At 71.6% G+C, this 22,438-nt stretch carries 18 protein-coding genes; 4 read left to right on the top strand and 14 right to left on the bottom strand.

Annotation, left to right across the window (positions count from 1 at the left end; genetic code table 11):
• Window positions 1-7 precede the first annotated feature (7 nt).
• A complete protein-coding gene (locus ACWCPN_RS19580; protein ID WP_451207635.1) occupies window positions 8-610 on the top strand; it encodes a GPP34 family phosphoprotein in 603 nt (200 codons plus the stop codon).
• 1 nt (window position 611) lies between these two features.
• Here the strand turns inward: ACWCPN_RS19580 and ACWCPN_RS19575 are convergent, their stop codons facing one another.
• From ACWCPN_RS19575 to ACWCPN_RS19535, 9 genes are all read right to left on the bottom strand, one after another.
• Entirely contained in the window at window positions 612-1,040 is a 429-nt protein-coding gene (locus ACWCPN_RS19575) for a VOC family protein (protein ID WP_365130092.1), read from the bottom strand.
• A gap of 13 nt (window positions 1,041-1,053) precedes the next feature.
• A complete protein-coding gene (gene cimA / locus ACWCPN_RS19570) occupies window positions 1,054-2,664 on the bottom strand; it encodes a citramalate synthase (protein WP_199212136.1) in 1,611 nt (536 codons plus the stop codon).
• A gap of 348 nt (window positions 2,665-3,012) precedes the next feature.
• On the bottom strand, window positions 3,013-3,624 hold the full coding sequence (locus ACWCPN_RS19565; RefSeq protein ID WP_451207631.1) for a TetR/AcrR family transcriptional regulator: 612 nt from the start codon (window positions 3,622-3,624) through the stop codon (window positions 3,013-3,015).
• Between the two features lie 9 nt (window positions 3,625-3,633).
• Complete coding sequence (locus ACWCPN_RS19560; RefSeq protein ID WP_199212134.1) at window positions 3,634-4,653, bottom strand: agmatine deiminase family protein; 1,020 nt, start codon at window positions 4,651-4,653, stop codon at window positions 3,634-3,636.
• A 15-nt stretch (window positions 4,654-4,668) separates the two neighbouring features.
• Window positions 4,669-6,393 carry an urease subunit alpha gene (locus tag ACWCPN_RS19555; RefSeq protein WP_451207628.1) on the bottom strand — a complete coding sequence of 575 codons (1,725 nt, stop codon included), beginning with the start codon at window positions 6,391-6,393 and terminating at the stop codon, window positions 4,669-4,671.
• Entirely contained in the window at window positions 6,390-7,100 is a 711-nt protein-coding gene (ureA, locus tag ACWCPN_RS19550) for an urease subunit gamma (protein WP_451207625.1), read from the bottom strand. The genes ACWCPN_RS19555 and ureA overlap by 4 nt, the downstream gene beginning before the upstream one ends.
• Before the next feature lie 213 nt (window positions 7,101-7,313).
• Complete coding sequence (locus ACWCPN_RS19545) at window positions 7,314-8,402, bottom strand: branched-chain amino acid aminotransferase (RefSeq protein WP_365130089.1); 1,089 nt, start codon at window positions 8,400-8,402, stop codon at window positions 7,314-7,316.
• A gap of 246 nt (window positions 8,403-8,648) precedes the next feature.
• Window positions 8,649-9,692: a 3-isopropylmalate dehydrogenase gene (locus tag ACWCPN_RS19540; protein WP_199212131.1), complete on the bottom strand. Its 1,044-nt coding sequence runs from the start codon at window positions 9,690-9,692 to the stop codon at window positions 8,649-8,651.
• 144 nt (window positions 9,693-9,836) lie between these two features.
• Entirely contained in the window at window positions 9,837-9,968 is a 132-nt protein-coding gene (locus ACWCPN_RS19535) for a hypothetical protein (RefSeq protein ID WP_365130088.1), read from the bottom strand.
• 351 nt (window positions 9,969-10,319) lie between these two features.
• Between ACWCPN_RS19535 and ACWCPN_RS19530 the strand changes: the two genes are divergently transcribed.
• Window positions 10,320-10,928 (top strand): SMI1/KNR4 family protein, encoded by a 609-nt coding sequence (locus tag ACWCPN_RS19530; RefSeq protein WP_451207621.1) that lies wholly within the window; start codon window positions 10,320-10,322, stop codon window positions 10,926-10,928.
• Between the two features lie 68 nt (window positions 10,929-10,996).
• On the opposite strand, the gene ACWCPN_RS19525 is transcribed toward ACWCPN_RS19530, so the two are convergent.
• Window positions 10,997-15,493, bottom strand: coding sequence for a golvesin C-terminal-like domain-containing protein (locus ACWCPN_RS19525; RefSeq protein ID WP_451207618.1), 4,497 nt, complete (start codon window positions 15,491-15,493; stop codon window positions 10,997-10,999).
• 483 nt (window positions 15,494-15,976) lie between these two features.
• Window positions 15,977-16,534 carry a GNAT family N-acetyltransferase gene (locus ACWCPN_RS19520; RefSeq protein ID WP_451207615.1) on the bottom strand — a complete coding sequence of 186 codons (558 nt, stop codon included), beginning with the start codon at window positions 16,532-16,534 and terminating at the stop codon, window positions 15,977-15,979.
• 55 nt (window positions 16,535-16,589) lie between these two features.
• Here ACWCPN_RS19520 and ACWCPN_RS19515 point away from each other — a divergent pair, with 55 nt between their 5' ends.
• The gene (locus tag ACWCPN_RS19515) at window positions 16,590-17,468 is read left to right on the top strand and encodes an alpha/beta fold hydrolase (RefSeq protein ID WP_451207612.1); all 879 of its coding nucleotides are present in this window, start codon (window positions 16,590-16,592) and stop codon (window positions 17,466-17,468) included.
• Here the strand turns inward: ACWCPN_RS19515 and ACWCPN_RS19510 are convergent.
• From ACWCPN_RS19510 to ACWCPN_RS19500, 3 genes are all read right to left on the bottom strand, one after another.
• A complete protein-coding gene (locus tag ACWCPN_RS19510) occupies window positions 17,428-18,297 on the bottom strand; it encodes an alpha/beta fold hydrolase (RefSeq protein WP_451207609.1) in 870 nt (289 codons plus the stop codon). The two genes, ACWCPN_RS19515 and ACWCPN_RS19510, sit on opposite strands and share 41 nt — an antisense overlap.
• A 93-nt stretch (window positions 18,298-18,390) precedes the next feature.
• Entirely contained in the window at window positions 18,391-20,022 is a 1,632-nt protein-coding gene (gene pruA / locus ACWCPN_RS19505; protein WP_451207605.1) for an L-glutamate gamma-semialdehyde dehydrogenase, read from the bottom strand.
• A 40-nt stretch (window positions 20,023-20,062) separates the two neighbouring features.
• Entirely contained in the window at window positions 20,063-21,043 is a 981-nt protein-coding gene (locus ACWCPN_RS19500; RefSeq protein ID WP_451207602.1) for a proline dehydrogenase family protein, read from the bottom strand.
• Window positions 21,044-21,188: 145 nt separating this feature from the next.
• Here ACWCPN_RS19500 and ACWCPN_RS19495 point away from each other — a divergent pair, with 145 nt between their 5' ends.
• Window positions 21,189-22,427 carry a PucR family transcriptional regulator gene (locus tag ACWCPN_RS19495; protein WP_451207599.1) on the top strand — a complete coding sequence of 413 codons (1,239 nt, stop codon included), beginning with the start codon at window positions 21,189-21,191 and terminating at the stop codon, window positions 22,425-22,427.
• Window positions 22,428-22,438: the final 11 nt, after the last annotated feature.

The raw sequence follows: 22,438 nt of genomic DNA, 5'->3' as shown, positions 1-22,438 counted from the left end.
GCGCCACATGACCACAGCACGGGATCTGTTCATCGTCGCCACCGACGTCTCCGGTGACCGCCCCGTGGAGCAGGGCGAGCTGTCGCTGGCGCTCGCGGGCGCCGAGCTGGTCGACCTGCTCGGCGCCCGGGCCGTGACCCTGGAGGGCGAGCGCATGGTGCCGGGGCCGCCGCTGGCCCTGGACGACCGGCTGCTGAACGAGGCGGGCTCGGCGCTGGTCCGGCAGGAGCCGTACGAGACGGCCGAGGACTGGCTGTGGCGCCGGGGCGAGGGGCTGGCCTCGGCCTACTTCGACGCCCTGGACACCGAGGGGCAGCTCACCGGCGAGCGCAGGCCCTGGTTCCCGCGGCGGCCGCGGACCGCCGCGGCCGCCGACACCGCGGCCCGGCGGCAGGCCACCGACCGCTGGGAGGGCCGCGAGCCGGTCCTCTCCAGCCTCGCGGCCGCCCTGGGCATCGGGAGCGGAGAGGGGGCCGGGGAGGAGTTCACCGACGAGCCGGTCGTGACCGTGCTGGCCGCGGTCGGCGACGCGGTGACGGAGCTGACCGCCGTGCGGCAGCGCCGGGAGATCGAGAACGCGGCCTTCGACAACATCTGGCGGGCGCCCTGACTCAGCGCACCGGCTGCCCGATCCCGAGGAGGTTGCCCTCGCTGTCCCGGAACCAGGCGCCGCGCTCCCCGCGGGCGCCCTTGCTCGGGTAGTTGCCGTCGATCTCGGCGACGCCGTCCCGGGTGCGGAACCCGGGCGCGTCGACCTCCTCGAAGACCACCCCGCGCCGTCTGAGTTCCGCCACGACCGAACCGAGGTCCCGGTCGGTCTCGAAGCCCATCTGGGTGAAGGTGCCGGGCGAGGACCCGGTGGAGCGGAACAGCACGAAGTCCGTTCCGCCGCACCGGTACAGCAGCCCGCCGGGGCGTTCGTCGACGGGCCGCAGTCCGAGTTTCTCGGCGTAGAAGCGCCTGGCCCGGTCCAGGTCCGCGGCGGGCAGCCGGGTCGCCACGCGGGCGCCGGACAGGAGGGCGCCGTCGTCTTCGGTCATCCCTCCACTGTGCCTACTCGGCCGGCTCCACGCCCGCCCGCAGCAGCCCGTAGGTGTAGGCGTCCTCCAGGGCCTGCCAGGACGCGGCGATGACGTTCTCGGCCACGCCGACCGTGGACCACTCGGCGCCGCCGTCGGAGGTGGAGATCAGGACGCGGGTGGTGGAGGAGGTGCCGTGCACGCCCTCCAGGATGCGGACCTTGTAGTCCACCAGCTCCAGCTTGGCGAGCTGCGGATAGATCTTCTCCAGCGCCACCCGCAGGGCCCGGTCGAGGGCGTTCACCGGGCCGTTGCCCTCCGCGGTGGCGACGATCCGCTCGCTCTTGGCCCACAGCTTGACCGTGGCCTCGTTGGCGTGGGTGCCGTCGGGGCGGTCCTCGACGATGGCACGCCAGGACTCGACCTCGAAGTACCTCAGCGGCCTGCCCTCGACCTCGGCCCGGAGCAGCAGCTCGAAGGAGGCGTCGGCGGCCTCGTAGGTGTAGCCCCGGAGCTCGCGCTCCTTGACCCGCTCGACCACCCGGCCGACCAGTTCCCGGTCGCCGCCGAGGTCGACGCCGAGCTCCTTGCCCTTCAGCTCGACGGAGGCCCGGCCCGCCATGTCGGAGACCAGCATGCGCATGGTGTTGCCGACCAGCTCGGGGTCGATGTGCTGGTACAGGTCGGGGTCGACCTTGATCGCGGAGGCGTGCAGTCCGGCCTTGTGGGCGAAGGCCGAGACGCCGACGTACGGCTGGTGCGTGGAGGGCGTGAGGTTGACGACCTCGGCGATCGCGTGCGAGATCCGGGTGGTCTCGCGCAGCCGGCCCTCGGGCAGCACCTTCTTGCCGTACTTCAGCTCCAGGGCCGCGACCACCGGGAACAGGTTGGCGTTGCCGACGCGCTCGCCGTAGCCGTTGGCCGTGCACTGCACGTGGGTGGCGCCGGCGTCGACGGCGGCCAGGGTGTTGGCGACCGCGCAGCCGGTGTCGTCCTGGGCGTGGATGCCGAGCCGGGCACCGGTGTCGGCGAGGACGGTGGAGACGACCGCGTGGACCTGGGCGGGCAGCATGCCGCCGTTGGTATCGCAGAGGATGACGACGTCGGCGCCGGCCCGTGCGGCCGTGCGGACGACGGCCTTCGCGTACTCGGGGTTCGCGCGGTAGCCGTCGAAGAAGTGCTCGCAGTCGACGAAGACCCGGCGGCCCTGTTCGCACAGGTACGACACGGTGTCCCGGACCATCTCCAGGTTCTCGTCCAGCGTGGTGCGCAGTGCCAGCTCGACGTGCCGGTCGTGCGACTTGGCGACCAGTGTGATCACCGGGGCGCCGGAGTCGAGCAGGGCCTTGACCTGGGGGTCGTCCGCCGCCTTGGCTCCGGCGCGGCGGGTGGCGCCGAAGGCGACCAGCCGGGCGTGCCGGAAGTCGATCTCCGCCTGCGCCCGCGCGAAGAACTCGGTGTCCCGCGGGTTGGCGCCGGGCCAGCCGCCCTCGATGAAGCCCACGCCGAAGTCGTCCAGGTGCCGGGCGATGGCGAGCTTGTCCGCGACCGTGAGATTGATGCCCTCGCGCTGCGCGCCGTCGCGCAGCGTGGTGTCGAAGACGTGGAACGAGTCGTCGAGCTCGCTGGTTACCGTCTCGGTCATGAGTTCAAGGCTCCTGATTGTGAATCTTCGGTCTTACCGGAATGTCCGGCTCCACCGCCCCTGCGATACTCCTCGCGCCGCGCCTCCCGGCCGTGGGTGAGCCGGAAAACGAAAAGACCCCTCGCGGGTGCGAGAGGTCTGCGCGCGGGTCTGAGACGACGATGGCCACCCGCACCTGGTAGTACGAGATGGTCACTGCGGACCGGCGCGCCTGCTGCCGATAATCATGGCGAACGAGGGCACGGAGGAAGTTTCGCACAGTCCCGGCCCCGGGCGGCCGCCCGTCTCAGTATCCGGTCGCGGTGATGGACGGGACACGGACCCGGCCCCGTCCCCCGGTCCGTGCGGTCAGGCGGCCGGCGCCCGCGGCGCGTACAGGGCCTCGGCGAGGAACTCCCGCACGTGGGAGACGACCTGCTCGCGGTCGGTGCCGCGCAGGCCGATGGCGACATGGATGGAGAAGCCGTCCAGCAGGGCGCGCAGCCGGGTGGCGAAGCGGTCGGCGTCGACCGGCCGGAACTCGCCGCGCGAGACGCCCTCGGCGACGAGCGCGACCAGGTCGCGGTGCCAGGCGCCCTCGATGGCGGCCTGCCGCTCCCGGGCGTCCTCGGCGGCGTTCTGCGAGCGGTTCCAGACCTCCAGCCACAGGGTCCAGTGCGGGTCGCGGTGTCCGTCGGGGACGTAAAGGCCCACGTACGCCTCCAGCCGCTCGCGGGCGGAGCCCGGACGGGTGAGCAGCCGGCCGCGCTCGGCGCCGAGCCGGCCCTCGCTCCACTCCAGGGTGCGCAGCAGCAGCTCGTCCTTGGAGCGGAAGTAGTACAGCAGGTGGCCGCTGCTCATCCCGACCTCCCGGCCGAGCGCCGCCATGGTGAGCTTCTCCAGACCGCGCTCGGCGATCATGTCCATGGCGGCGGCGAGGACGTCCTCGCGCGGCGGCGCGTTCCTGCGCGCACCGGCCATCGGCTGCTCCTAGCTCTTCGGCTGCTGCTGGGTGATGCAGTGGATGCCTCCACCGCCGGCGAAGATCGTACGGGCGTCCACCGGTGTCACCTCCCGGTCGGGGAACAGGCGGCGGAAGATGCCGGCCGCGACCTCGTCGTTGGGGTCGTCGAAGGCGCAGAGCACGACGCCGCCGTTGCACAGGTAGTGGTTGATGTAGGAGTAGTCGACCCAGTCGCCCTCCTCGTCCTTCAGGACGGTGGGCGCGGGCACCTCGACGACCTCCAGCGGGCGCCCCCGGGCGTCGGTCTCGCCGCGCAGGATCTCCAGGTACGTCCTGGAGCGGGCGTGGTCCGGGTGGGCCGGGTCCCGCTGGGTGTGCACGAGGACCGTGCCGGGCCGGGCGAAGGCCGCGACGATGTCGACGTGGCCCTGGGTGCCGTACCTGCCGTAGTCGCCGGACAGGCCGTGCGGGAGCCAGATCGCCTTGCTGGTGCCCAGCCTCGCGTGGATCTCCGCCTCGACCCGCTCCCGGCTCCACCCGGGGTTGCGGCCGGCGCCGAGCTGGACGGTCTCGGTGAGCAGTACCGTGCCCTCGCCGTCGACGTGGACGGCGCCGCCCTCGTTGACGAGTTCACTGCTCAGCACCGGCACCCCGGCCAGGTCGGCGACCTGGCGGGCGATCTTGGCGTCGTGCTCCCAGCGGGCCCAGTCCTGGCCGCCCCAGCCGTTGAACACCCAGTCCACGGCGGCCGGCCGGCCCTGCTCGTCGAGCACGAAGGTCGGGCCGATGTCGCGCATCCAGGCGTCGTCGAGCTCGCGCTCCACCAGCTCGACGTCCGGACCGAGCAGGGCGCGCGCCCGCTCGCCCTGGCCGGGGCCGTGCACCATCGTCACCGGCTCGAAGCGGCGCACCGCGCGGGCCACGGCCGCCCAGGCGGCGCGGGCCGCGGCCAGTTCCCCGTCGTCGGCGAAGGTCGGGTTGGGCCCCGGCCAGGCCATCCAGGTGCGCTCGTGCGGGGCCCACTCGGGGGGCATGCGGTAGGTCATGGGCAGGTCCTTGGATCAGAGGAAGTAGAGCCGGTTGAGGGACACGGACTCGGCGGGTTCGGACCGCAGCGGGTCGCCGTCGAGGGTGACCAGGCCGGTGCGCCGGTCGACGTCGACCGCTCCGGTGCGGGAGTTGAGCCGCAGGTCGGCCGGTCCGATGCCGCGGGTACCGCGGACGGCGACCCGGCGGCGCCGGGTGGGCATCGTGTCGCTCCCCTGCTCGGCCGCGGCGCGGGCGACGAAGGCCACCGAGAGGTCTGCGGCGGTGGCGCCGTACGCGCCGAACTGCGGCCCCAGCACCAGGGGTTCGCAGGTGTCGGTGGCCGCGTTCGGGTCGCCGGTGACGCCGTAGGCGGGGAAGCCGGACTTGAGGACGAGCTGCGGCTTGGCGCCGAAGTACTCCGGGCGCCACAGCACGATGTCCGCGAGCTTGCCGGTCTCGATCGAGCCGACCTCGTGGGCGAGTCCGTGCGCGATGGCCGGGTTGATGGTCAGCTTGGCGATGTAGCGCAGGACGCGGGCGTTGTCGTCACCCTCGCCGTCGCCCTCCAGCGGGCCCAGCTCGGCCTTCATCTTGCCGGCCATGGCGAAGGTGCGCCGGACCGTCTCACCGGCCCGGCCCATGCCCTGCGCGTCGGACGAGGTGATGCCGATCGCGCCCAGGTCGTGCAGGACGTCCTCGGCGCCCATCGTGCCGGCCCGGATGCGGTCGCGGGCCATGGCGGCGTCGCCGGGCAGGTCGGTCTTCAGGTCGTGGACGGAGACGATCATGCCGTAGTGCTCGGCGACCGCGTCCCGGCCGAAGGGCAGGGTGGGGTTGGTGGAGGAGCCGATGACGTTCGGCACGCCGGCCATCTTCAGCACGTTCGGCACGTGGCCGCCGCCGCAGCCCTCGATGTGGAAGGCGTGGATCGTGCGGCCCTCCAGCACCCGCAGGGTGTCCTCGACGCAGAGGCACTCGTTCAGGCCGTCGCTGTGCAGGGCGACCTGGACGTCGTGCTCCTCGGCCACCCGCAGGGCGGTGTCGAGCGCGCGGGTGTGGGCGCCCATGTCCTCGTGCACCTTGAACCCGCTCGCCCCGCCCTCGGCCAGCGCCTCGACGAGCGGCGCCTCGTGGGACGACGAACCCCGGCCCAGGAAGCCGATGTTGACGGGCCAGGCGTCGAAGGCGCCGAACGCGTGCCGCAGCGCCCAGGGCGAGTTGACGCCCACGCCCCACACCGGTCCGAACTCCTGCCCGATGATGGTGGTCACGCCGGAGGCGAGGGATGCCTCCATGATCCGGGGCGACAGCAGGTGCACATGGGTGTCGACGGCACCGGCGGTGGCGATCAGCCCCTCCCCGGACACGATGGACGTGCCGGTGCCGACGACGACGTCGACGCCGTCCAGGGTGTCGGGGTTGCCGGCCCGGCCGATGGCGTGGATGCGCCCCTCGCGAATGCCGATGGACACCTTGCGGATGCCCTGGACCGCGTCGATCACGACGACGTTGCTGATCACGACGTCGCAGGTGTCGCGGACGGCGGCGGCCTTCAGGTGCAGGCCGTCGCGGGCGGTCTTGCCGAACCCGGCGAGGAACTCGTCGCCGTACCGCTGGGCGTCCGACGCGATCCGCACGGTCAGCCCGGAGTCGCCCAGGCGGACGCGGTCGCCGGCCCGGGGGCCGTGGGTGGCGGCGTAGGCGTGCGGGTCGACGTGGACCGACCTGCTGACCTCTCGCCCCTTCGAGCGGCTCATCGCTCCTCGCCTCCGTCCGCCGCGCCCTGGGGCGAGACGCCCAGGTATCCGCAGGCCGCCGCCCTGCGCAGGGCCTCCCGCTGCGCGCCCGGCGCGTCCAGCGGGCCGTCGACCAGACCGGCGAAGCCGATCGCGATCCGCTCCCCGCCGATCGGCACCAGGCCGACCTCCTCGCTCTCCCCCGGCCCGAACCGCACCGAGGAGCCCGCGGGCACGGCGAGCCGCATGCCGTAGGACCTCTCACGGTCGAAGTCCAGCCGCGGGTTGGCCTCGAAGAAGTGGAAGTGCGAGGTGACGGAGACCGGCACGGACGCGGTGTTGGTGACCCGGAGCCGGACGGCCGGCGCGGGGTCGGCGTGCTCGGGCCCCGGCAGCAGGGCGCCCGGCGCCCGCTCCCCCAGGCCGCCGCCGATCGGGTCGGAGACCACCGCCAGCCGGGAGCCGTCGTCGAAGACGGCCTCGACCATCACCTCGGTGACGACGTCGGCGACGCCCGGCAGCACGTCCTCGGGGCCGAGCACCGAGCGGGCCGCCTCGACGGCCTCCGCGAGCCGCCGCCCGTCGCGGGCCGCCTCACAGACCGTGTCCGCGATCAGCGCGGTGGCCTCCGGCACGTTCAGCCGGAGACCGCGCGCCCGGCGGGCCCGGGCCAGCTCGGCGGCCCCGAAGAGCAGCAGCCGGTCCCGTTCGGTGGGAGTCAGTCTCACGGCACGGCACCTCCTTGTCGTCCGTCGTTTAGAGCATCACTCTAAACACAGGTTCCGGACAAGGGACGGATTGGCCGGTGCGACTCGATCAATGTCACATTGAGCACCGCTCGAACCGAGGAGCCGGGATGGCGGGACGCGAGGACCCCGGACGCACGAGGGGCCGCCCCGGACGCGATGTCCGGGGCGGCCCCTGAGCGTGCCGGGCGGGCGTCAGCCCAGCTTGTGCATCCAGCCGTGCCGGTCCTCGGCCTTGCCGCGCTGGATGTCGAGGAGGGCCTGGCGCAGGCGGACGGTGACCTCGCCCGGCTCGCCACCGCTCTGCTGCCACTCGGCGCCGGCCCGCTTCACGGTGCCGACGGGGGTGATCACGGCCGCGGTGCCGCAGGCGAAGACCTCGGTGAGCGTGCCGTTCTCGGAGTCGCGCTGCCACTGCTCGACCGAGACCCGGCCCTCCTCGGACGTGTAGCCGAGGTCGCGGGCGACGGCGAGCAGGGAGTCACGGGTGACGCCCTCCAGGATGGAGCCGGTCAGGGTGGGCGTGACGATCTTGTCGCCGTACACGAAGTACAGGTTCATGCCGCCCAGTTCCTCGACCCACTTGTGGTCCACGGCGTCGAGGTAGCAGACCTGGTCGCAGCCCTTGGCGGCGGCCTCGGCCTGGGCGAGCAGGGAGGCGGCGTAGTTGCCGCCGGTCTTGGCGTCGCCCATGCCGCCGGGGACGGCGCGGACCCGGTCCTCGGAGACCCAGATCGACACCGGGCGGACCCCGCCCGGGAAGTAGGCGCCGGCCGGGGAGGCGATGACGATGAACAGGTACTCGTTGGCGGGCTTGACGCCCAGGCCGACCTCGGTGGCGATCATGAACGGGCGCAGGTAGAGGGACTCCTCGCCGCCGTGCGCGGGCACCCAGTCCTTGTCCTGCTGGACCAGGAGGTCACACGCCTCGACGAACGTCTCGACAGGCAGCTCCGGCATGGCGAGACGGCGCGCGGACCGCTGGAAGCGCTTGGCGTTCTGGTCCGGGCGGAAGGTGGCGACCGTGCCGTCGGGCTGGCGGTACGCCTTCAGGCCCTCGAAGATCTCCTGGGCGTAGTGCAGGACGTTGGTGGCCGGGTCGAGGGGGATCGGCGCGTACGGAACGAGCTGGCCGTCGTGCCAGCCGCGCCCCTCGGTCCACTTGATCGTCACCATGTGGTCGGTGAAGTGGCGGCCGAATCCGGGGCTGGCCAGGATCGCCTCGCGCTCCGCGGCGGCGAGCGGGTGGGCGGAGGGCTTGAGCTCGATCGTGGGCGTCGTCATGAGTGGTTGTCCTTCACCGGTGAGTAGTGACCGGGCCGCGCTCATGCCCCTCACCGGCCGGTGGCCGGTGCTAGGACGTCCGAGCTTTCCCTCATGTCGCGGCTCCGCGTTCGATTATCGCGCGCGGACCACGGCGGACGGAATCGGGGTGAAAGCGGTCCAGTGGTTGATGGTGGCACCCGGCGAGGCACAAAAGAAGCCGCCGGGTGCGTGTGCGACCCGACGGCTCGTGCGTGGCGCGGCGGGTCAGCCGGCTACGCGTACGGCGAGGGCGTCGCCGATCTCGGAGGTGCTGCGGGCGGGCTTGCCCACCCGCTCGGTGAGGTCGGCGGCGACCGCGGCGTCGATGCGGTCGGCCTCGGCGTCGTGGCCGAGGTGGCGCAGCAGCAGCGCGACGGACAGCACCGTGGCGCTGGGGTCGGCCTTGCCCTGTCCCGCGATGTCCGGTGCGGAGCCGTGCACCGGCTCGAACATGGACGGGAACTCGCCGCCGGGGTTGATGTTGCCGGAGGCGGCCACGCCGATACCTCCGGAGACGGCCGCGGCGAGGTCGGTGATGATGTCGCCGAAGAGGTTGTCGGTGACGATCACGTCGAAGCGGGCGGGGTCGGTGACCAGGTAGATGGTCGCCGCGTCCACGTGGATGTAGTCGGTGGTGACCTCGGGGTACTCCTCGGCCACCTTGTTGAAGACGTTCGTCCACAGGTGCCCGGCGAAGGTCAGCACGTTGTTCTTGTGGACCAGCGTGAGCTTCTTGCGCGGGCGGGCCTGGGCACGGGCGAAGGCGTCGCGGACCACGCGCTCGACCCCGTAGGCCGTGTTGACGGAGACCTCGGTGGCGACCTCGTGCTCGGTGCCCTTGCGGATGGTGCCGCCGTTGCCCGTGTAGGGGCCCTCGGTGCCCTCGCGGACGACCACGAAGTCGATCTCCGGCTGGCCGGCCAGCGGGGTGGAGACGCCGGGCAGCAGCTTCGACGGGCGCAGGTTGACGTGGTGGTCGAAGGCGAAGCGGAGCTTGAGCAGGAAGCCTCGCTCCAGCACGCCGGAGGGGACCGACGGGTCGCCGATGGCGCCGAGCAGGATGGCGTCGTGCCGCTTCAGGGCGTCGAGGTCCGCGTCGGTGAGGGTCTCACCGGTGGCGTGGTAGCGCCTGGCGCCGAAGTCGTACTCCTTGGTCTCCAGCTTCACATCCTGCGGCAGGACGGCGGAGAGGACCTTGAGACCCTCGGCCACGACCTCCTGGCCGATGCCGTCACCGGGGATCACTGCGAGATTGAGGCTGCGAGACATGTCGGGCACCCTACTCCTCGTCCCAGAGGATGACATGCCCTGTCCGCGATGCGGACACGCGGGCCTCCGGCCCCTTCCGGGATGCGGCGCGGCGGGGGGCCGCGCCGCACCCCGGGCGGGTGCGGCTCCCGGACCGGTGGCGGCTCAGTGGCCGGTCTCGCCGCCGTTGTCGCGGCGGTCGAGGGCACGCTGGAGGGCGGCGGCGGCGTTCTTGCGCTCGGACTCGGTCGAGCGGGTCACGTGGCGGACTCGGCGGCGGACGGTCGTCTCGGCCATGATGAATCGACTCCTTCGGGAAACCGGAGTACGGCAGGGGGGGTTGCGAGACTCCTCCGCTGCCTAATGGGCGCGGGCGGGGCCCCCAGAGGGCGGAGAGCGGTGCCGCAGGGGTTGCCTGCACGGGGACCGGCTCACGACCGCCACTCGCTGGATCGAGCGAGACGTTCGACTTCTACAAAGCTAAGGGAGCTCGACGCGCCTGTCTGCACAATTACTCGGACTTCCTACTATCTGAGACGGCGGATCCCGCCACACGGCCGCGACCTGCGCTTTGTCCGTGTACGGTCGACTCGGGCCCTCACTCGATCGACAGGGACGTCCGCCACCGCCGGCAAGGGAGAGGATCGAATGAATCAATCCGCGTGCGGGGGGAGCTTCCGCGTCGAGGACCTGTGGCCGCGGTTCGAGGAGTGGCTGGCCCGCAACGCCCCGGAGGACGGGGCGGCGCTCCGTCCCGGCGCGTCCGCCGCGGAGCTGGCCGGGCTGGAGGCAGAGCTCGGGTTCCCGCTCCACGACGATCTGAAGGCGCTGCTCGCCCGGCACAACGGGGTCGTCCCCCGCCGGTCGAGCACCCAGGCCGGGGCCTTCCTCCTCGGGCACGGACCGCTCGGCACCGACGGGATCGCGCAGTGGCGGGGCCATCTCGCCGAGATGGCGTCGGAGGCTGTGGAGGAGGGTTACGAGGACGAGGTCGTGGGGCGGACCGCGCACGAGCGCTGGGTGCCCTTCGCGCAGAGCCTCACCGGCGACCTGCTCTTCGTGGACCACCGCGACGACCACTACGGCGAGGTCGGGGAGATCTCGTTCGGCGACCCCGAGTACCGGTGGCTGTGGCCGGGGCTGGGCCTGATGCTGCACGACCTGTGCGAGTCACTGGAGGGCATGGCGCCGCTGCCGACGGCGGGCCGCCGCCCCTCCGTCCACGAGGGACGCATGCTCGAGTGGGTCACGGCCTGAGCGCGCCGGGAGACGGAAGCGGCCCTCCGGGTGCGTGACCCGGAGGGCCGGTTCACCGGCGCCCGCCGCTAGCTGATGTTGCAGACGGACTTGATGTCGCAGTACTCGAAGCCGGTCTGGACGTAGTACGCGTCGTCGTCCAGGAGCCCGATCTCGGAGGTGAACCGTCCGAGGTCACCACCGGCGTCGGTGTTCTGCTTGGCCGGAACGGCGGCCCGGCCGCAGATCTCGTTCCAGCTCGGGTACGGGTAGTTGTTGTCCAGCTCCAGCATCCAGGTGCCGTCCGTCTGCTTGTCCGCGTACATCTGGACGCAGTACTTGCCGGAACTGAGCGTCTGCCCGCCGCTCTCGCGCGACTTCGCGAAGGGGTACTCGTCGCAACTCGTGCCGTCGGCGGCCGGGTTGGGGTTCCACTCCGCCACGGCGAGCATGCACATCTTGTCGCGGTTCTCCTTGGCCTTCGTCTCGTCGGCCAGGCGGTGCAGCGGCTTGTCGAACTTCTCGCTGCCCGGGTGGGACGCCAGCTTCTCCATGAGCACCCAGTAGTACGAGGCGGCGGCCGGGTACTTCTTGGTGTTCAGCTGCAGCGTCGGGGTGTACTTCGGGAAGACGCACCCCGTGTTGCCGCCCACCTTGTTGTCGCACCGGACGTCGAACCCGTTGTTGCTCCACTTCGGGACCGCCTGGACGGCCGCGTCCGGGGTGGACCAGCTGGTCTGCCAGGTGAAGTCGAGCCGGTCCTCGCCGCCGCCGACCTTGTTCCACGAGAAGGTGTTGGTACGGGTGGCGACGTGCGGGTCACCCGCGGTCCAGGTCAGGCCGCCGCTCCAGGTGCCGTAACTCTCCGAGCAGGCGGTGGTGGACCAGCACTCCTCGTCGTACGAGGTCATCGTCGTGGAGCTGATGCCCGTCATGTTGACCAGGGAGACCTCGGTCCACGTGGTGAACTGGTTCGACTTCGGGTCGAGGTTGATCTCCTGGATGACCTTGACGGTCGCGTTGCCGACGGGGGCGCCGTCACGGCTCGCGGTGAGCACGAGGAGCCCGCGCATGCAGCCCTGGGTCCTCGTCTGCATGGCGGCGCCGTTGATGTCCTTGCACCATCCCACGGGACCCGCCGCGGCGGCCACGGACGGCGCGACGCTCCTGCCGGTCCTCGCGCTCCTCTCCTCCTTCTTGGTCAGCGGCTTGTACGTGGCGCACATGGTGACGCCGTCACGGCCGGCCGAGCACGACTCCTCGCCCGGAGCGCCGGCGAGCGCACGGGACATGAGCGAGGACGTGGTGCTGACCTCCTTGGCGTCCTGGGCGGCCACGAAGTCGACGTCGGGGGCGTTCGGATCCGCCTCCGGGAAGGTGATGGCGTTCAGGCCGTCGTGGTCGCCGGGCACGAACGCGAGCGCGTCGAAGGCGATGTCCTTGGTGCCGTCGCCCCCGTTGAAGTTGTCCAGGCTCACCTGGGGCGTCGTGTCGGTGAACCGGTACGAACCCAGGGACACCCACTTGTTGGACTGGTTGTCCGCCTGCGAGATCTGCTTGGTGACGGTGCCGAAGGCCGTCTGGATCCGGTAGTTGGCGGCACCGGTCTGCGCCCCGTGGTCCGGGATGTGCGCGAACACCTCGGCCTGACCGCCGTATTCGGTGATCTTCCGCCCCAGCTTCCAGGTCCCGGTCACCTTCATCCGGTCGCCCGGCGGCGGGTAGGACTCCGGGGAGCGGGTGTGGGTGAACCAGAAGTGGTTTCCGTAGCCGGCGCCGATCTGATGAGTGTCGATCTTGCCGGGGTAGGTGGTGACGGTCTGCCCGGTCTCGGAGTCGACGATGTCCGAGGGCTGGTAGGACAGGGTGAAGGTGCCGTCCGATCTCGCCGGGCCGCAGCCCCGCGAGTTCGATCCGGCCGGCGTGGTGCCGTCGGGGATGTCGTCGACGATCAGCGCGTTGGACGGCAGGCCCGTGGAACAGCGCGGCGGGTAGGAGTTGGCGTCGGCCTGCTCGGGGTAGCCGGTGTTGAAGCGGTGCACCTGGTGACCGCACTCGGCCAGTCTGTCGCAGTCCTTCCACTGGGCCGGCTTGTCCCACCAGCAGTGCAGCCAGTGCGGGTTGGTGTCGCTGTCACCCGAGTCCAGGGTGCAGGCCCCCTGGCCGGGGTCGTTGGAGTCGCTGTCGCCGATCCTGGACGGGTCGCAGTGGTTGCTGCTGTCGCAGAACAGGTCGATCGGCGGCTTGACGGCGGTGCGCTGGAGGTTGCTGTTCCACCAGGCGGAGAGGTAGCCGGGACGGAAGTCGCCGGGGGCGAACATGGCGGAGATGGGCCGCGCGGCCCAGCCGAGCACCTTCTCCTCGTACGGCCAGTCCTGCGGGTGCGCGGCGTGGCTGTAGTCGTCGCCGCCGCCCGCGTTCTCCAGGAACGGGGTGCGGTTGGCCTTCCACAGGGGGTTGGCCGGGTTGTTGGTCCAGCCGAGGCCCTGGTGTCCGCCGGAGTCCGGCGTGTTGTAGAAGCCGGAGTTGTACGCCCACAGGGCGAAGAACCAGTTCTCGATCCACTGCGGGTGGCCGTCGTTGACCTTCATCCCGGCGTAGTACGTGTCGTTCCACTTGTGGGAGAGGATCTGTACGCCGTAGGCGATGTTGGCGGCGTAGTCGAGGGCCACGGCCTCCTGCGTGGTGGGCGGCAGCGCGGTCTCGCCCGGCTTGGTCTTCCCCGCCAGGCGCATGCCGTCGGTGGCCTGGGTGATCCCGTAACCGCAGTCGGCCTCGGAGAAGTTGATGCGCCAGGGGTCGGCCTGGGTGCCGTCGGAGGTGTACTGGGTGCCGTAGTAGTTGCCGATGAGGCTGTTGGCGGTCACCCCCGGGACGGCGAAGCGGGTGGCCTGCCACATGTTGGACTCCTGCGCGGTGACACCGAGCATCACCTGCGAGGGGATGTGCCACCGGTCGGTGACGTCGGGGTCCTCGTTGTCGAGGGTCCCGTTGGGGTCGCCGGCCAGCACGACCGGCGGGAACAGCCCGTTCGGGCTGTAGCCGTCCATGCCGGTGTTCTTCCAGTTGGCCGGCCGGTCGAAGCGCAGCTCACCGACGACGGCCTGGTCCACGGCCCACTCGACCTGGCGCGGAGTGGGCTGGAACGCCTGCTTCCTGACGTCGTTGCGGGCCACCGAGCAGTACCGCTCGTCGGTGCCCTCGGCGGGGTCGCCCGGGGAGGCGGCCAGGACCTGTGCCCGGGCCGGCCGGGTGGACGTGCCGCCGGCACCGTTCCCGGTGGACGGGTGCCCGGTGGGTGAGGCGTCCGGAACGCCCGTGGCCGCTCCGCGGACCGGGGAGGGGGCGGCGCCCAGGGCGGCGGCCTTCGCTCCGCCGACGCGGTGCCGGCCGGGGATCGCGTCCAGGACGGTCCGCTTGCCGCTGTCCAGGGCGTGCAGGGTGATGCGCGCCGTGCGGATGCCGCTCGCCTCGTCCTTGCCGAGCGACGTGGTCCTCCCGTCGGCCCACGTGGTGCTGAGCGCCACGCCGCCGTGCCGGGACAGGCGGGCTCCCTTGGGCAGTCCGCCGGGGTTGCCGAACAGCCTGGGCTGCTTCCCGGTGCTCCTGGCGTGTCCGGTGACGAACACCCGGCCGTCGGCGGAGGAGGTGAGGTCCCAGTCGGTGAGCCGGCCGGACGCCACGGTGGCGGGCTTCGTCCTCCTGCCCTCGCGCAGGGAGGCGGCGGGAAGGTGTTCGGCCCAGGACGCAGGCCTGCCGTTCTCCTTCTTGTCCTGCTCGCGGTCGATGAAGGCCAGGCCGCCGTCACCGTCCTCGGTGAGCTGGAACGGCACGCCGCGGGTGGCGGCCAGCACGGTCTCCTTGCCCCCGCTGATCCGGACGATCCTGTTCATGTGCGCGGCGGCGATGCCGTGCTCGACGGGTATCGCGGAGGTGACCTCGCCGGGCCGCACGACGGGCCTGGCCTGCCTGCCGGTCGCGGTGTCGACGGCGATCAGGCGGGTCTGCTGCTTCTTGTCGCCCTCGTGGGTGAGCTGCGTGAACACGGCCCGCTCCCCGTTGCCGCAGCCGGGGCTGAAGTAGGCCAGCGAGGAGGTGAACGGCAGCTTGGTGACCTTGCCCGTGGTCAGGTCGACGACGGCGGTGAAGGCACCGCGGGCCATCAGTTCCGGCCGGTTGGTGAACGTACGCGGCGCGTAGGCGACGGCGACCCGCTTGCCGGACGCGGTCGTACAGGCGTTGCCGATCCAGGCGTCGGCTCCGATGCCCGGCTCGGACAGGGTCGCCGCCGTCCTCCACCGGTAGCCGTCCTTGGCGTCGGCGACCAGCACGTGGAACCCGGAGGCGTCCCCGCTGGTGGTGAAGGCGGTGTCGGAGGAGGCGGCGTAGTCGCGCCCGAGAACGGCGGAGCGTTCCGCCTTGGGTATCGCTTCCGGTTCGACGCCCGTTCCGCCCTGACCGCGCCACCCGTTCGCGGCGGATTTCGGCGGTGTGGAGTCAGCGAGGCTCTGGCCGGTCGTGCCGGCCACGAGCAGGGCTGTACAGGCGGTGATCGTCATCGCCTGCCACAGATGTGTGCGCTTCACGTGCCCCCTCTTCATCGGTGCGGACGCACGTTCCGGCGCGGGCCGCGGCGGCCTGCTCTCGCCGGCGGCCCCGTGGGCCGTGCAGTGGCCCGCTTGTATTCCTCTTGGACTGATTGCCGGAAAACGGCACCGCGGGGCCATGCCGGACGCGTCGATCAATGGAGCCATTCCGGTGCGCGACGAGACCGAATCCCCGACACCGGTCGGCATTCCGGGAATCGTTGACGTATCCGCGTAAGTCGTTCCAACTCGGCGTTTCCAGCAGGGCAGACGCAGCCTACGCGAACACCCTTACGGGTCAAGCGACTTTCAGGATGCGGGAAATCGCCGACCGATTTCAGCCGGCATCGACAAATGCGGACCGCCCACTCGGCTCATATCCGGAATGCCAACAATGGGCACTCGCCCTCGGAGCGGGCGACGTTCTCGGCCGCCGGAGAAAACCGATTTCACCGCCCTGGGCCGACGGCCGGCGACATGCCGTCAGACCACGTCTCCGTCACGCCAGTCGAAGACCAGCTCGTGCCCCGGGTCGAGCGGCCGCCCGGACGGGACCGGCCAGAGGTGGATGCTCCCTTCCTCCTCCGGCAGGCGGACGATCCCGGACGGCGAGAGGGCGCACACGCGCCCGCTCCACCGCAGCCAGCCGCGGGCCGCGTACAGCGGGGCGCCGTCCTCGCTCGCGCAGAGCGCGCCGAGGTCGTAGGCCCGGTCGACGACGCGCTCGAGAGCCGCCATCACCCGGCCCCCCAGCCCCGCCCGCCGCACATCGGCCCGCACCGCGACGGCCTCCACGTATCCGGTGCGCAGCCAGTGCCCCTGATGCCGCGTCCTGCGCATCACGACGGAGCCGTGCGCGGCGAGCCCGGCACCGTCGTGCACGAGGGCGTGGACGCCGCCGAGGCCGTGGTCCCAGTCCTCGTCACTGAAGTCGCCGTCGAAGGCGTCGTCCAACAGCGCTCTGGCGGAACGGCGTTCGGCCGGATCGAGGTCGGACGTGTGGGCGGTGCGCAGACGGAGGGTCATGCCCCCAGTATCCATCTAACCTTTAAAAACATGTTGACTGGTTAGGGGAAGGCGTGCTGGACTGCCCCCCATGCCCACTCACCAGGTCCACCACCGCACCGTCACCGTCCGCGGCCTCGAGGTGTACTACCGCGAGGCGGGACCCTCCGACGCCCCGGCGCTGCTGCTCCTGCACGGCTTCCCGAGCAGCTCGCACATGTTCCGCGACCTGATCCCGCTGCTCGCCGACCGGTACCGGGTGATCGCCCCCGACCACATCGGCTTCGGCCGGTCGGCGGTGCCCGGTCCGGCGGAGTTCTCCTACACCTTCGACGAACTCGCCTCCGTCACCGACGAGTTCACCCAGCGGCTGGGGCTGGAGCGGTACGCCCTCTACATCCAGGACTACGGCGCACCGATAGGCCTGCGCCTGGCCCTCGCACACCCCGGCCGGGTGACCGCGATCGTCACGCAGAACGGCAACGCCTACGAGGAGGGGCTGGGCGCGGAGGCCTGGGCGCCCGTGCTGGCCCTGATCGAGAAGCGGACACCGCAGACGGAGGCGCCGGTGCGGGAGATCTACTCCCCCGACGGCGTCAAGTGGCAGTACCTGCACGGGGTTCCGGACCCCTCACTGGTCAGCCCGGACGCCTACGAGCACGACACGGCGCTGCTGGCCCGCCCCGGCCAGTCGGAGATCCAGCTCGACCTGATCTCCGACTACGGCGCCAACCTCGCGCTCTACCCGGCCTTCCACGAGTACTTCCGCGTGAGCCGGGTCCCGCTGCTCGCGGTCTGGGGCGGACACGACGAGATCTTCGTGCCGGCCGGCGCGCTCGCCTTCCAGCGGGACCTCCCGGAGGCCGAGGTGCACCTGCTGCCCGCCGGGCACTTCGCCCTGGAGACGCACGCCGACGCGATCGCCGCGCTCATGCGGGACTTCCTCGGCCGTCACCTGCCCACCGGCTGAGCAGTTCGCGAAAGCCCCCGGGATCGTCCACCCACGGCATGTGCCCGGCGCCGGGGAGCGTGACCCGGCGGACGTGCGGCAGCGCCGCGGCGAGGGAGTCGACGGCCGTACGGGGGCGGATGTCGTGGGCGCCGTCGACGATCAGCACCGGCACCTCGAGGGCCCGGCAGGCGGAGCGCAGCGCTGGGGTGCCCCAGGTGCGCCGCCGTTCCTCGTTGAGGGCGCCGGCACACTCGGAGTTGATCCCGAACCACGGCTCGGCCATGCGCCCGGCCGGCTCCAGGGCCCGGTCCCGGTCCTCGAACTCCACGGACCAGTGCAGCACGGCCCGTTCCCGCTCCTCGTTCGGCGTGCGCGTCGCGATGCCGGACAACTCCCGCCAGCGGGCCAGGCGTTCGGGGTGGTCGGCGAGGCGGGCGAGGAAGTTCTCCTTGTACCCGGGGTGCCAGTCGGCGTCCGGGCCGATGCCGGTGCCGGAGACGTAGACCAGGGCGCTCACCCGGTCCGGGTGGGCCAGTGCGTAGCCCAGGCCGAGCTGAGCGCCCCAGGAGTGGCCGAGCAGCATCATCCGCTCCAGGCCGAAGTGGCGTCGTACGGCGTCCAGGTCGGCGACGAGGCGCGCGGTGGTCCAGGGGCCGTCGGCGCGCTCCGAGCGGCCGCAGCCACGCTGGTCCCAGCGGATCACGGGGGTGACGTCCGCGAGCAGCGCGGCCAGGTCGCCGAACATGTCCCACAGGCCCGGTCCGCCGTGGCACAGCACCAGCGGATCACCCTCGCCGTCCGACCGCTCCGCCCACAGCCGTGCCCCGTCGTCCGCCGTCACCGTCATGAACACATGGTGACAGAGCCGGAATTGGCAACGGGCCGGGAAGCCTGCTCGGGGGTCAGGCTTCCCGGCCCGAGTTCACGGGTCGGGCGGAGGTCAGCCCATGTGCGGGTAGGAGTAGTCGGTCGGCGGGACCAGGGTCTCCTTGATGGCGCGGGTCAGGGTCCAGCGCATCAGGTTCTGCGGGGCGCCGGCCTTGTCGTTGGTGCCGGAGGCGCGGCCGCCGCCGAAGGGCTGCTGGCCGACCACGGCGCCGGTCGACTTGTCGTTGATGTAGAAGTTGCCCGCCGCGTAGCGGAGCTTGTCCATCGTGTAAGCGGCCGCCGCGCGGTCGCCGGAGATGACGGCGCCGGTGAGGGCGTAGTCGGACGCCGACTCCATCTGGGTCAGCATCTCGTCGTACTTGTCGTCCTCGTAGACGTGCACGGCGAGGAAGGGGCCGAAGTACTCGGTCGTGAAGACCTCGTTCTCCGGGTCCGTGCACTCGACGACGGTCGGGCGCACGAAGTAGCCGACGGAGTCGTCGTACGTACCGCCCGCGACGATCGTGCAGGTCGGGTCAGCCTTGGCGCGGTCGATGGCCGCCTTGTTCTTGGCGAAGGACCGCTCGTCGATGACGGCGCCGATGAAGTTCGACAGGTCGGTGACGTCACCCATGGTCAGGTGGTCGACCTCGGCCGCGAACTCCTCCTTGAAACCGGAGTTCCAGATGGAGGCCGGGATGTAGGCGCGGGAGCTCGCCGAGCACTTCTGGCCCTGGTACTCGAAGGAACCGCGGGTCAGGGCGGTCTTGAGGACCGCGCGGTCCGCCGACGGGTGGGCGACGACGAAGTCCTTGCCGCCGGTCTCGCCGACCAGACGCGGGTAGGAGCGGTACTTCTCGATGTTGTTGCCGACCGTCTTCCACAGGTACTGGAAGGTCTTGGTCGAGCCGGTGAAGTGGATACCGGCCAGGTCGCGGTGCTCGAGGGCGACCTTGGAGACCTCGATGCCGTCGCCGGTGACGAGGTTGATGACGCCCTTGGGCAGGCCCGCCTCCTCCAGGAGCTGCATCAGCAGCACGGCGGCGTGGGTCTGCGTCGGGGACGGCTTCCACACGACGACGTTGCCCATGAGCGCCGGGGCGGTGGGCAGGTTGCCCGCGATCGCCGTGAAGTTGAAGGGCGTGATCGCGTAGACGAAGCCCTCCAGCGGGCGGTGGTCCATGCGGTTCCACACGCCCGGGGAGTTCGCCGGCGGCTGCTCGGCGAGGATCTGGCGGGCGTAGTGGACGTTGAAGCGCCAGAAGTCGACGAGCTCGCACGGGGTGTCGATCTCGGCCTGCTGGGCGGTCTTCGACTGGCCGAGCATGGTGGAGGCGGCCAGCGTCTCGCGCCAGGGGCCGGACAGCAGCTCGGCGGCGCGCAGGATGATCGCGGCGCGGTCGTCGAAGGACATGGCGCGCCAGGCCGGCGCGGCGGCCAGGGCCGCGTCGACGGCGTCCCGGGCGTCCTGCTGGGTCGCGTGCCGGCCGGTGCCGATGACGGCCTTGTGGTTGTGCGGCTGGACGACCTGGAAGGGCTCGCCGCCGCCGAGGCGCTTCTCGCCGCCGATGGTCATCGGCAGCTCGATCGGGTTCTCGGCCAGCTCCTTGAGCTTCGCCTCCAGGCGGGAGCGCTCGGGCGAGCCGGGGGCGTAGCCGTGCACCGGCTCGTTGACCGGGGTGGGGACCTGGGTCACAGCGTCCATAGGATCCTTGACTCCTTGTACGTTGAGCGGGTGTTCGGGCTCAGCCCTTGCTGACCATGCTGCGCAGGAAGAAGCGCAGGTTCGCCGGCTTCTCCGCGAGACGGCGCATGAAGTAGCCGTACCAGTCGGTGCCGTAGGCGGTGTAGACGCGCATGCGGTGGCCCTCGGCGGCCAGCCGCAGGTGCTCGTCGCCGCGGATGCCGTACAGCATCTGGAACTCGTACTCGTCCAGCTTGCGGCCGGCCTGGTGGGCCAGCTCCTGGGCTATGGAGATCAGGCGCGGGTCGTGGGACCCGATCATCGGGTAGCCCTCGCCCTCCATCAGCGTCCTCAGGATACGGACGTACGCCTTGTCGATCTCGTGCTTCTGCTGGTACGCGACCTCGGCCGGCTCCTTGTAGGCGCCCTTCACCAGGCGCACCCGGCTGCCGGCCTCCGCGAGGCGGCGGGCGTCGGCCTCGGTGCGGAAGAGGTAGGCCTGGATGACGCAGCCGGTCTGCGGGAAGTCCTTCCGCAGCTCCTCGTGGATGGCGAACATCGAGTCCAGGGTGGTGTGGTCCTCGGCGTCGAGCGTGACGGTGGTGCCGATGGCCGCGGCGGCCTCGACCACCGGGCGGACATTGGCGAGGGCCAGCTCGTGGCCGCCCTGGAATGCGGGGGCGGGCCCGGAGGGCCCATCGTTCAGGGCGGTGGCGGGCGACGGGAGGGCCTGTCCGAACATGGAGAGCTTGACGGACATCTCGACCTTCTCGCCCAGCCCCAGCTCCTCGAGCCGGCCGATCAGCTCCAGGTAGGCGTCCCGGGCGGCGGAGGCCTGCTCGGGGGTGGTGATGTCCTCGCCGACGACGTCCATCGTCAGCTCCAGGCCCTTGGCCGTCAGATCCCTGATGATCGGGACGATGTCGGTCACGGTCTCGCCGGGGATGAAGCGGTCCACGACCTGCTTGGTCACCGGAGCCGCCGAGATCAGGCGTCGCATCCGGTCGCTGCGCGACGCGGCGAGAATCACGGGACCCAGCACGGGGCACCTCCACTACAAAAGCACCAAATACGGCCGACGTCCGACGATTCGGGTACGGCACGGAGAACCACCGTGAAACTTACGGATCACTCCGATCGTCTGCCATCGACAGCTGTCACGCATCCGTGCCCGGTATCTCAGACAGATGTATGAAGCGGACCCGGAAGTGCGCGAGAATACGGGGGTGGCGTCGGAGTACAGGGCTGACTACCAGGAGCTCGTGGACGAGATCTCGGAGCTGCTGGGCGTTCCCGCGACCCTGGAGAACCGCGACTTCGAGCTGATCGCCTTCGGGGCGTACGACAGCGAGGGCGACCTGGACCCGTCGGCCCTGGACCCGGTGCGCACCCGCTCGATCCTGACCCGGCGTTCCACCGCGACGGTGCGGGAGTGGTTCGAGGGCTTCGGCATCACCCGGGCGACCGGACCGGTCCGCATCCCGCCGACCCCGGAGGCCGGCGTCTACCGCGGACGCATCTGCCTGCCGGTGCGCCACCGGGGGGTGGTCCTCGGCTACGTCTGGCTGCTGGACGACGACCCCGGTCCGACGGAGGCCCAACTGGGCGCCGCCATGCAGGTGACCGGCCGGATCGGCGCCCTGCTCGCGGACGAGCAGCGGGCGGGGGCGGGGCTGGGCCGGGAGCTGCGGGCGGTGCTGACCGCGGAACGCGGCTGGCAGCAGGACATGGCGGTGGCCGAACTGCGCACCGCGCTGGGGACGCGCGCCGACGCTCCGCACACGCTGGTCTGCGTCGCCCCCTGGCCGTCGGCCGACCCGGACGACGCGCCGTCCGTCCGCACGGTCCCGCACGCGACGGCGCTGTGCACCGTCCCCTGGGGGGCCACGGAGCAGAGCCTGGCGGTGCTGGTGCGGCTCCGCTCGGCGGACGTGGCGGCACCGGCCCTGACGGCCGCGTCCCGGGTGCTGAAGGAGTCGGCAGGGGCGCGCGGCGCGCACCGGCCCGGGGACGCGGCGGCCGCGGGGGTCGGTGAGCCCCGGCTCGGGCTGGCCGAGCTGGGCGAGGTCTGGCAGGAGGCGTCCGCCGCGGCGCGGGCGGCGCTGGCCGAGCCGCGGTTCGGGCCGGTCGCGGAGTGGGGGCGCGTCGGCCCGTACCGGCTGCTGACCGCGCTGCCGCCGCAGGCCGCCCACGACCCCGCGGTCGGCCCGCTTCTGACCCCGGCCCACCGGGAGCTGGCCCGCACCGCGGAGGTCTACCTCGACTGCGCGGGGCAGGCCGGCCGCACGGCGGCCGAGCTGGGTGTCCACCGGCAGACCCTCTACTACCGCCTCTCCCGCGTCGAGCAGCTCACCGGCCTCGACCTGGACGACGGCGAGGACCGGCTGCTGCTGCACATGGCGCTGAAGCGGGCGCGGCTGGCCTGAGCCGCCGGGCC

This window comes from Streptomyces sp. NPDC002386, assembly GCF_053593175.1.
The sequence above is the reverse complement of the archived record's forward strand: the minus strand, read 5'-3'. Positions and strand labels throughout refer to the sequence as shown.

Coding starts and splice junctions, on each gene's coding strand:
- ACWCPN_RS19530 (WP_451207621.1), top strand. CDS start 10,320: ATGAATCAATCCGCGTGCGGGGGGAGCTTCCGCGTCGAGGACCTGTGG.
- ACWCPN_RS19495 (WP_451207599.1), top strand. CDS start 21,189: ATGTATGAAGCGGACCCGGAAGTGCGCGAGAATACGGGGGTGGCGTCG.
- ACWCPN_RS19560 (WP_199212134.1), bottom strand. CDS start 4,653: ATGACCTACCGCATGCCCCCCGAGTGGGCCCCGCACGAGCGCACCTGG.
- pruA (WP_451207605.1), bottom strand. CDS start 20,022: ATGGACGCTGTGACCCAGGTCCCCACCCCGGTCAACGAGCCGGTGCAC.
- ACWCPN_RS19520 (WP_451207615.1), bottom strand. CDS start 16,534: ATGGATACTGGGGGCATGACCCTCCGTCTGCGCACCGCCCACACGTCC.
- ACWCPN_RS19565 (WP_451207631.1), bottom strand. CDS start 3,624: ATGGCCGGTGCGCGCAGGAACGCGCCGCCGCGCGAGGACGTCCTCGCC.
- ACWCPN_RS19515 (WP_451207612.1), top strand. CDS start 16,590: ATGCCCACTCACCAGGTCCACCACCGCACCGTCACCGTCCGCGGCCTC.
- ACWCPN_RS19555 (WP_451207628.1), bottom strand. CDS start 6,393: ATGAGCCGCTCGAAGGGGCGAGAGGTCAGCAGGTCGGTCCACGTCGAC.
- ACWCPN_RS19535 (WP_365130088.1), bottom strand. CDS start 9,968: ATGGCCGAGACGACCGTCCGCCGCCGAGTCCGCCACGTGACCCGCTCG.
- ACWCPN_RS19580 (WP_451207635.1), top strand. CDS start 8: ATGACCACAGCACGGGATCTGTTCATCGTCGCCACCGACGTCTCCGGT.
- ACWCPN_RS19510 (WP_451207609.1), bottom strand. CDS start 18,297: ATGACGGTGACGGCGGACGACGGGGCACGGCTGTGGGCGGAGCGGTCG.
- ACWCPN_RS19545 (WP_365130089.1), bottom strand. CDS start 8,402: ATGACGACGCCCACGATCGAGCTCAAGCCCTCCGCCCACCCGCTCGCC.
- ACWCPN_RS19540 (WP_199212131.1), bottom strand. CDS start 9,692: ATGTCTCGCAGCCTCAATCTCGCAGTGATCCCCGGTGACGGCATCGGC.
- ACWCPN_RS19575 (WP_365130092.1), bottom strand. CDS start 1,040: ATGACCGAAGACGACGGCGCCCTCCTGTCCGGCGCCCGCGTGGCGACC.
- cimA (WP_199212136.1), bottom strand. CDS start 2,664: ATGACCGAGACGGTAACCAGCGAGCTCGACGACTCGTTCCACGTCTTC.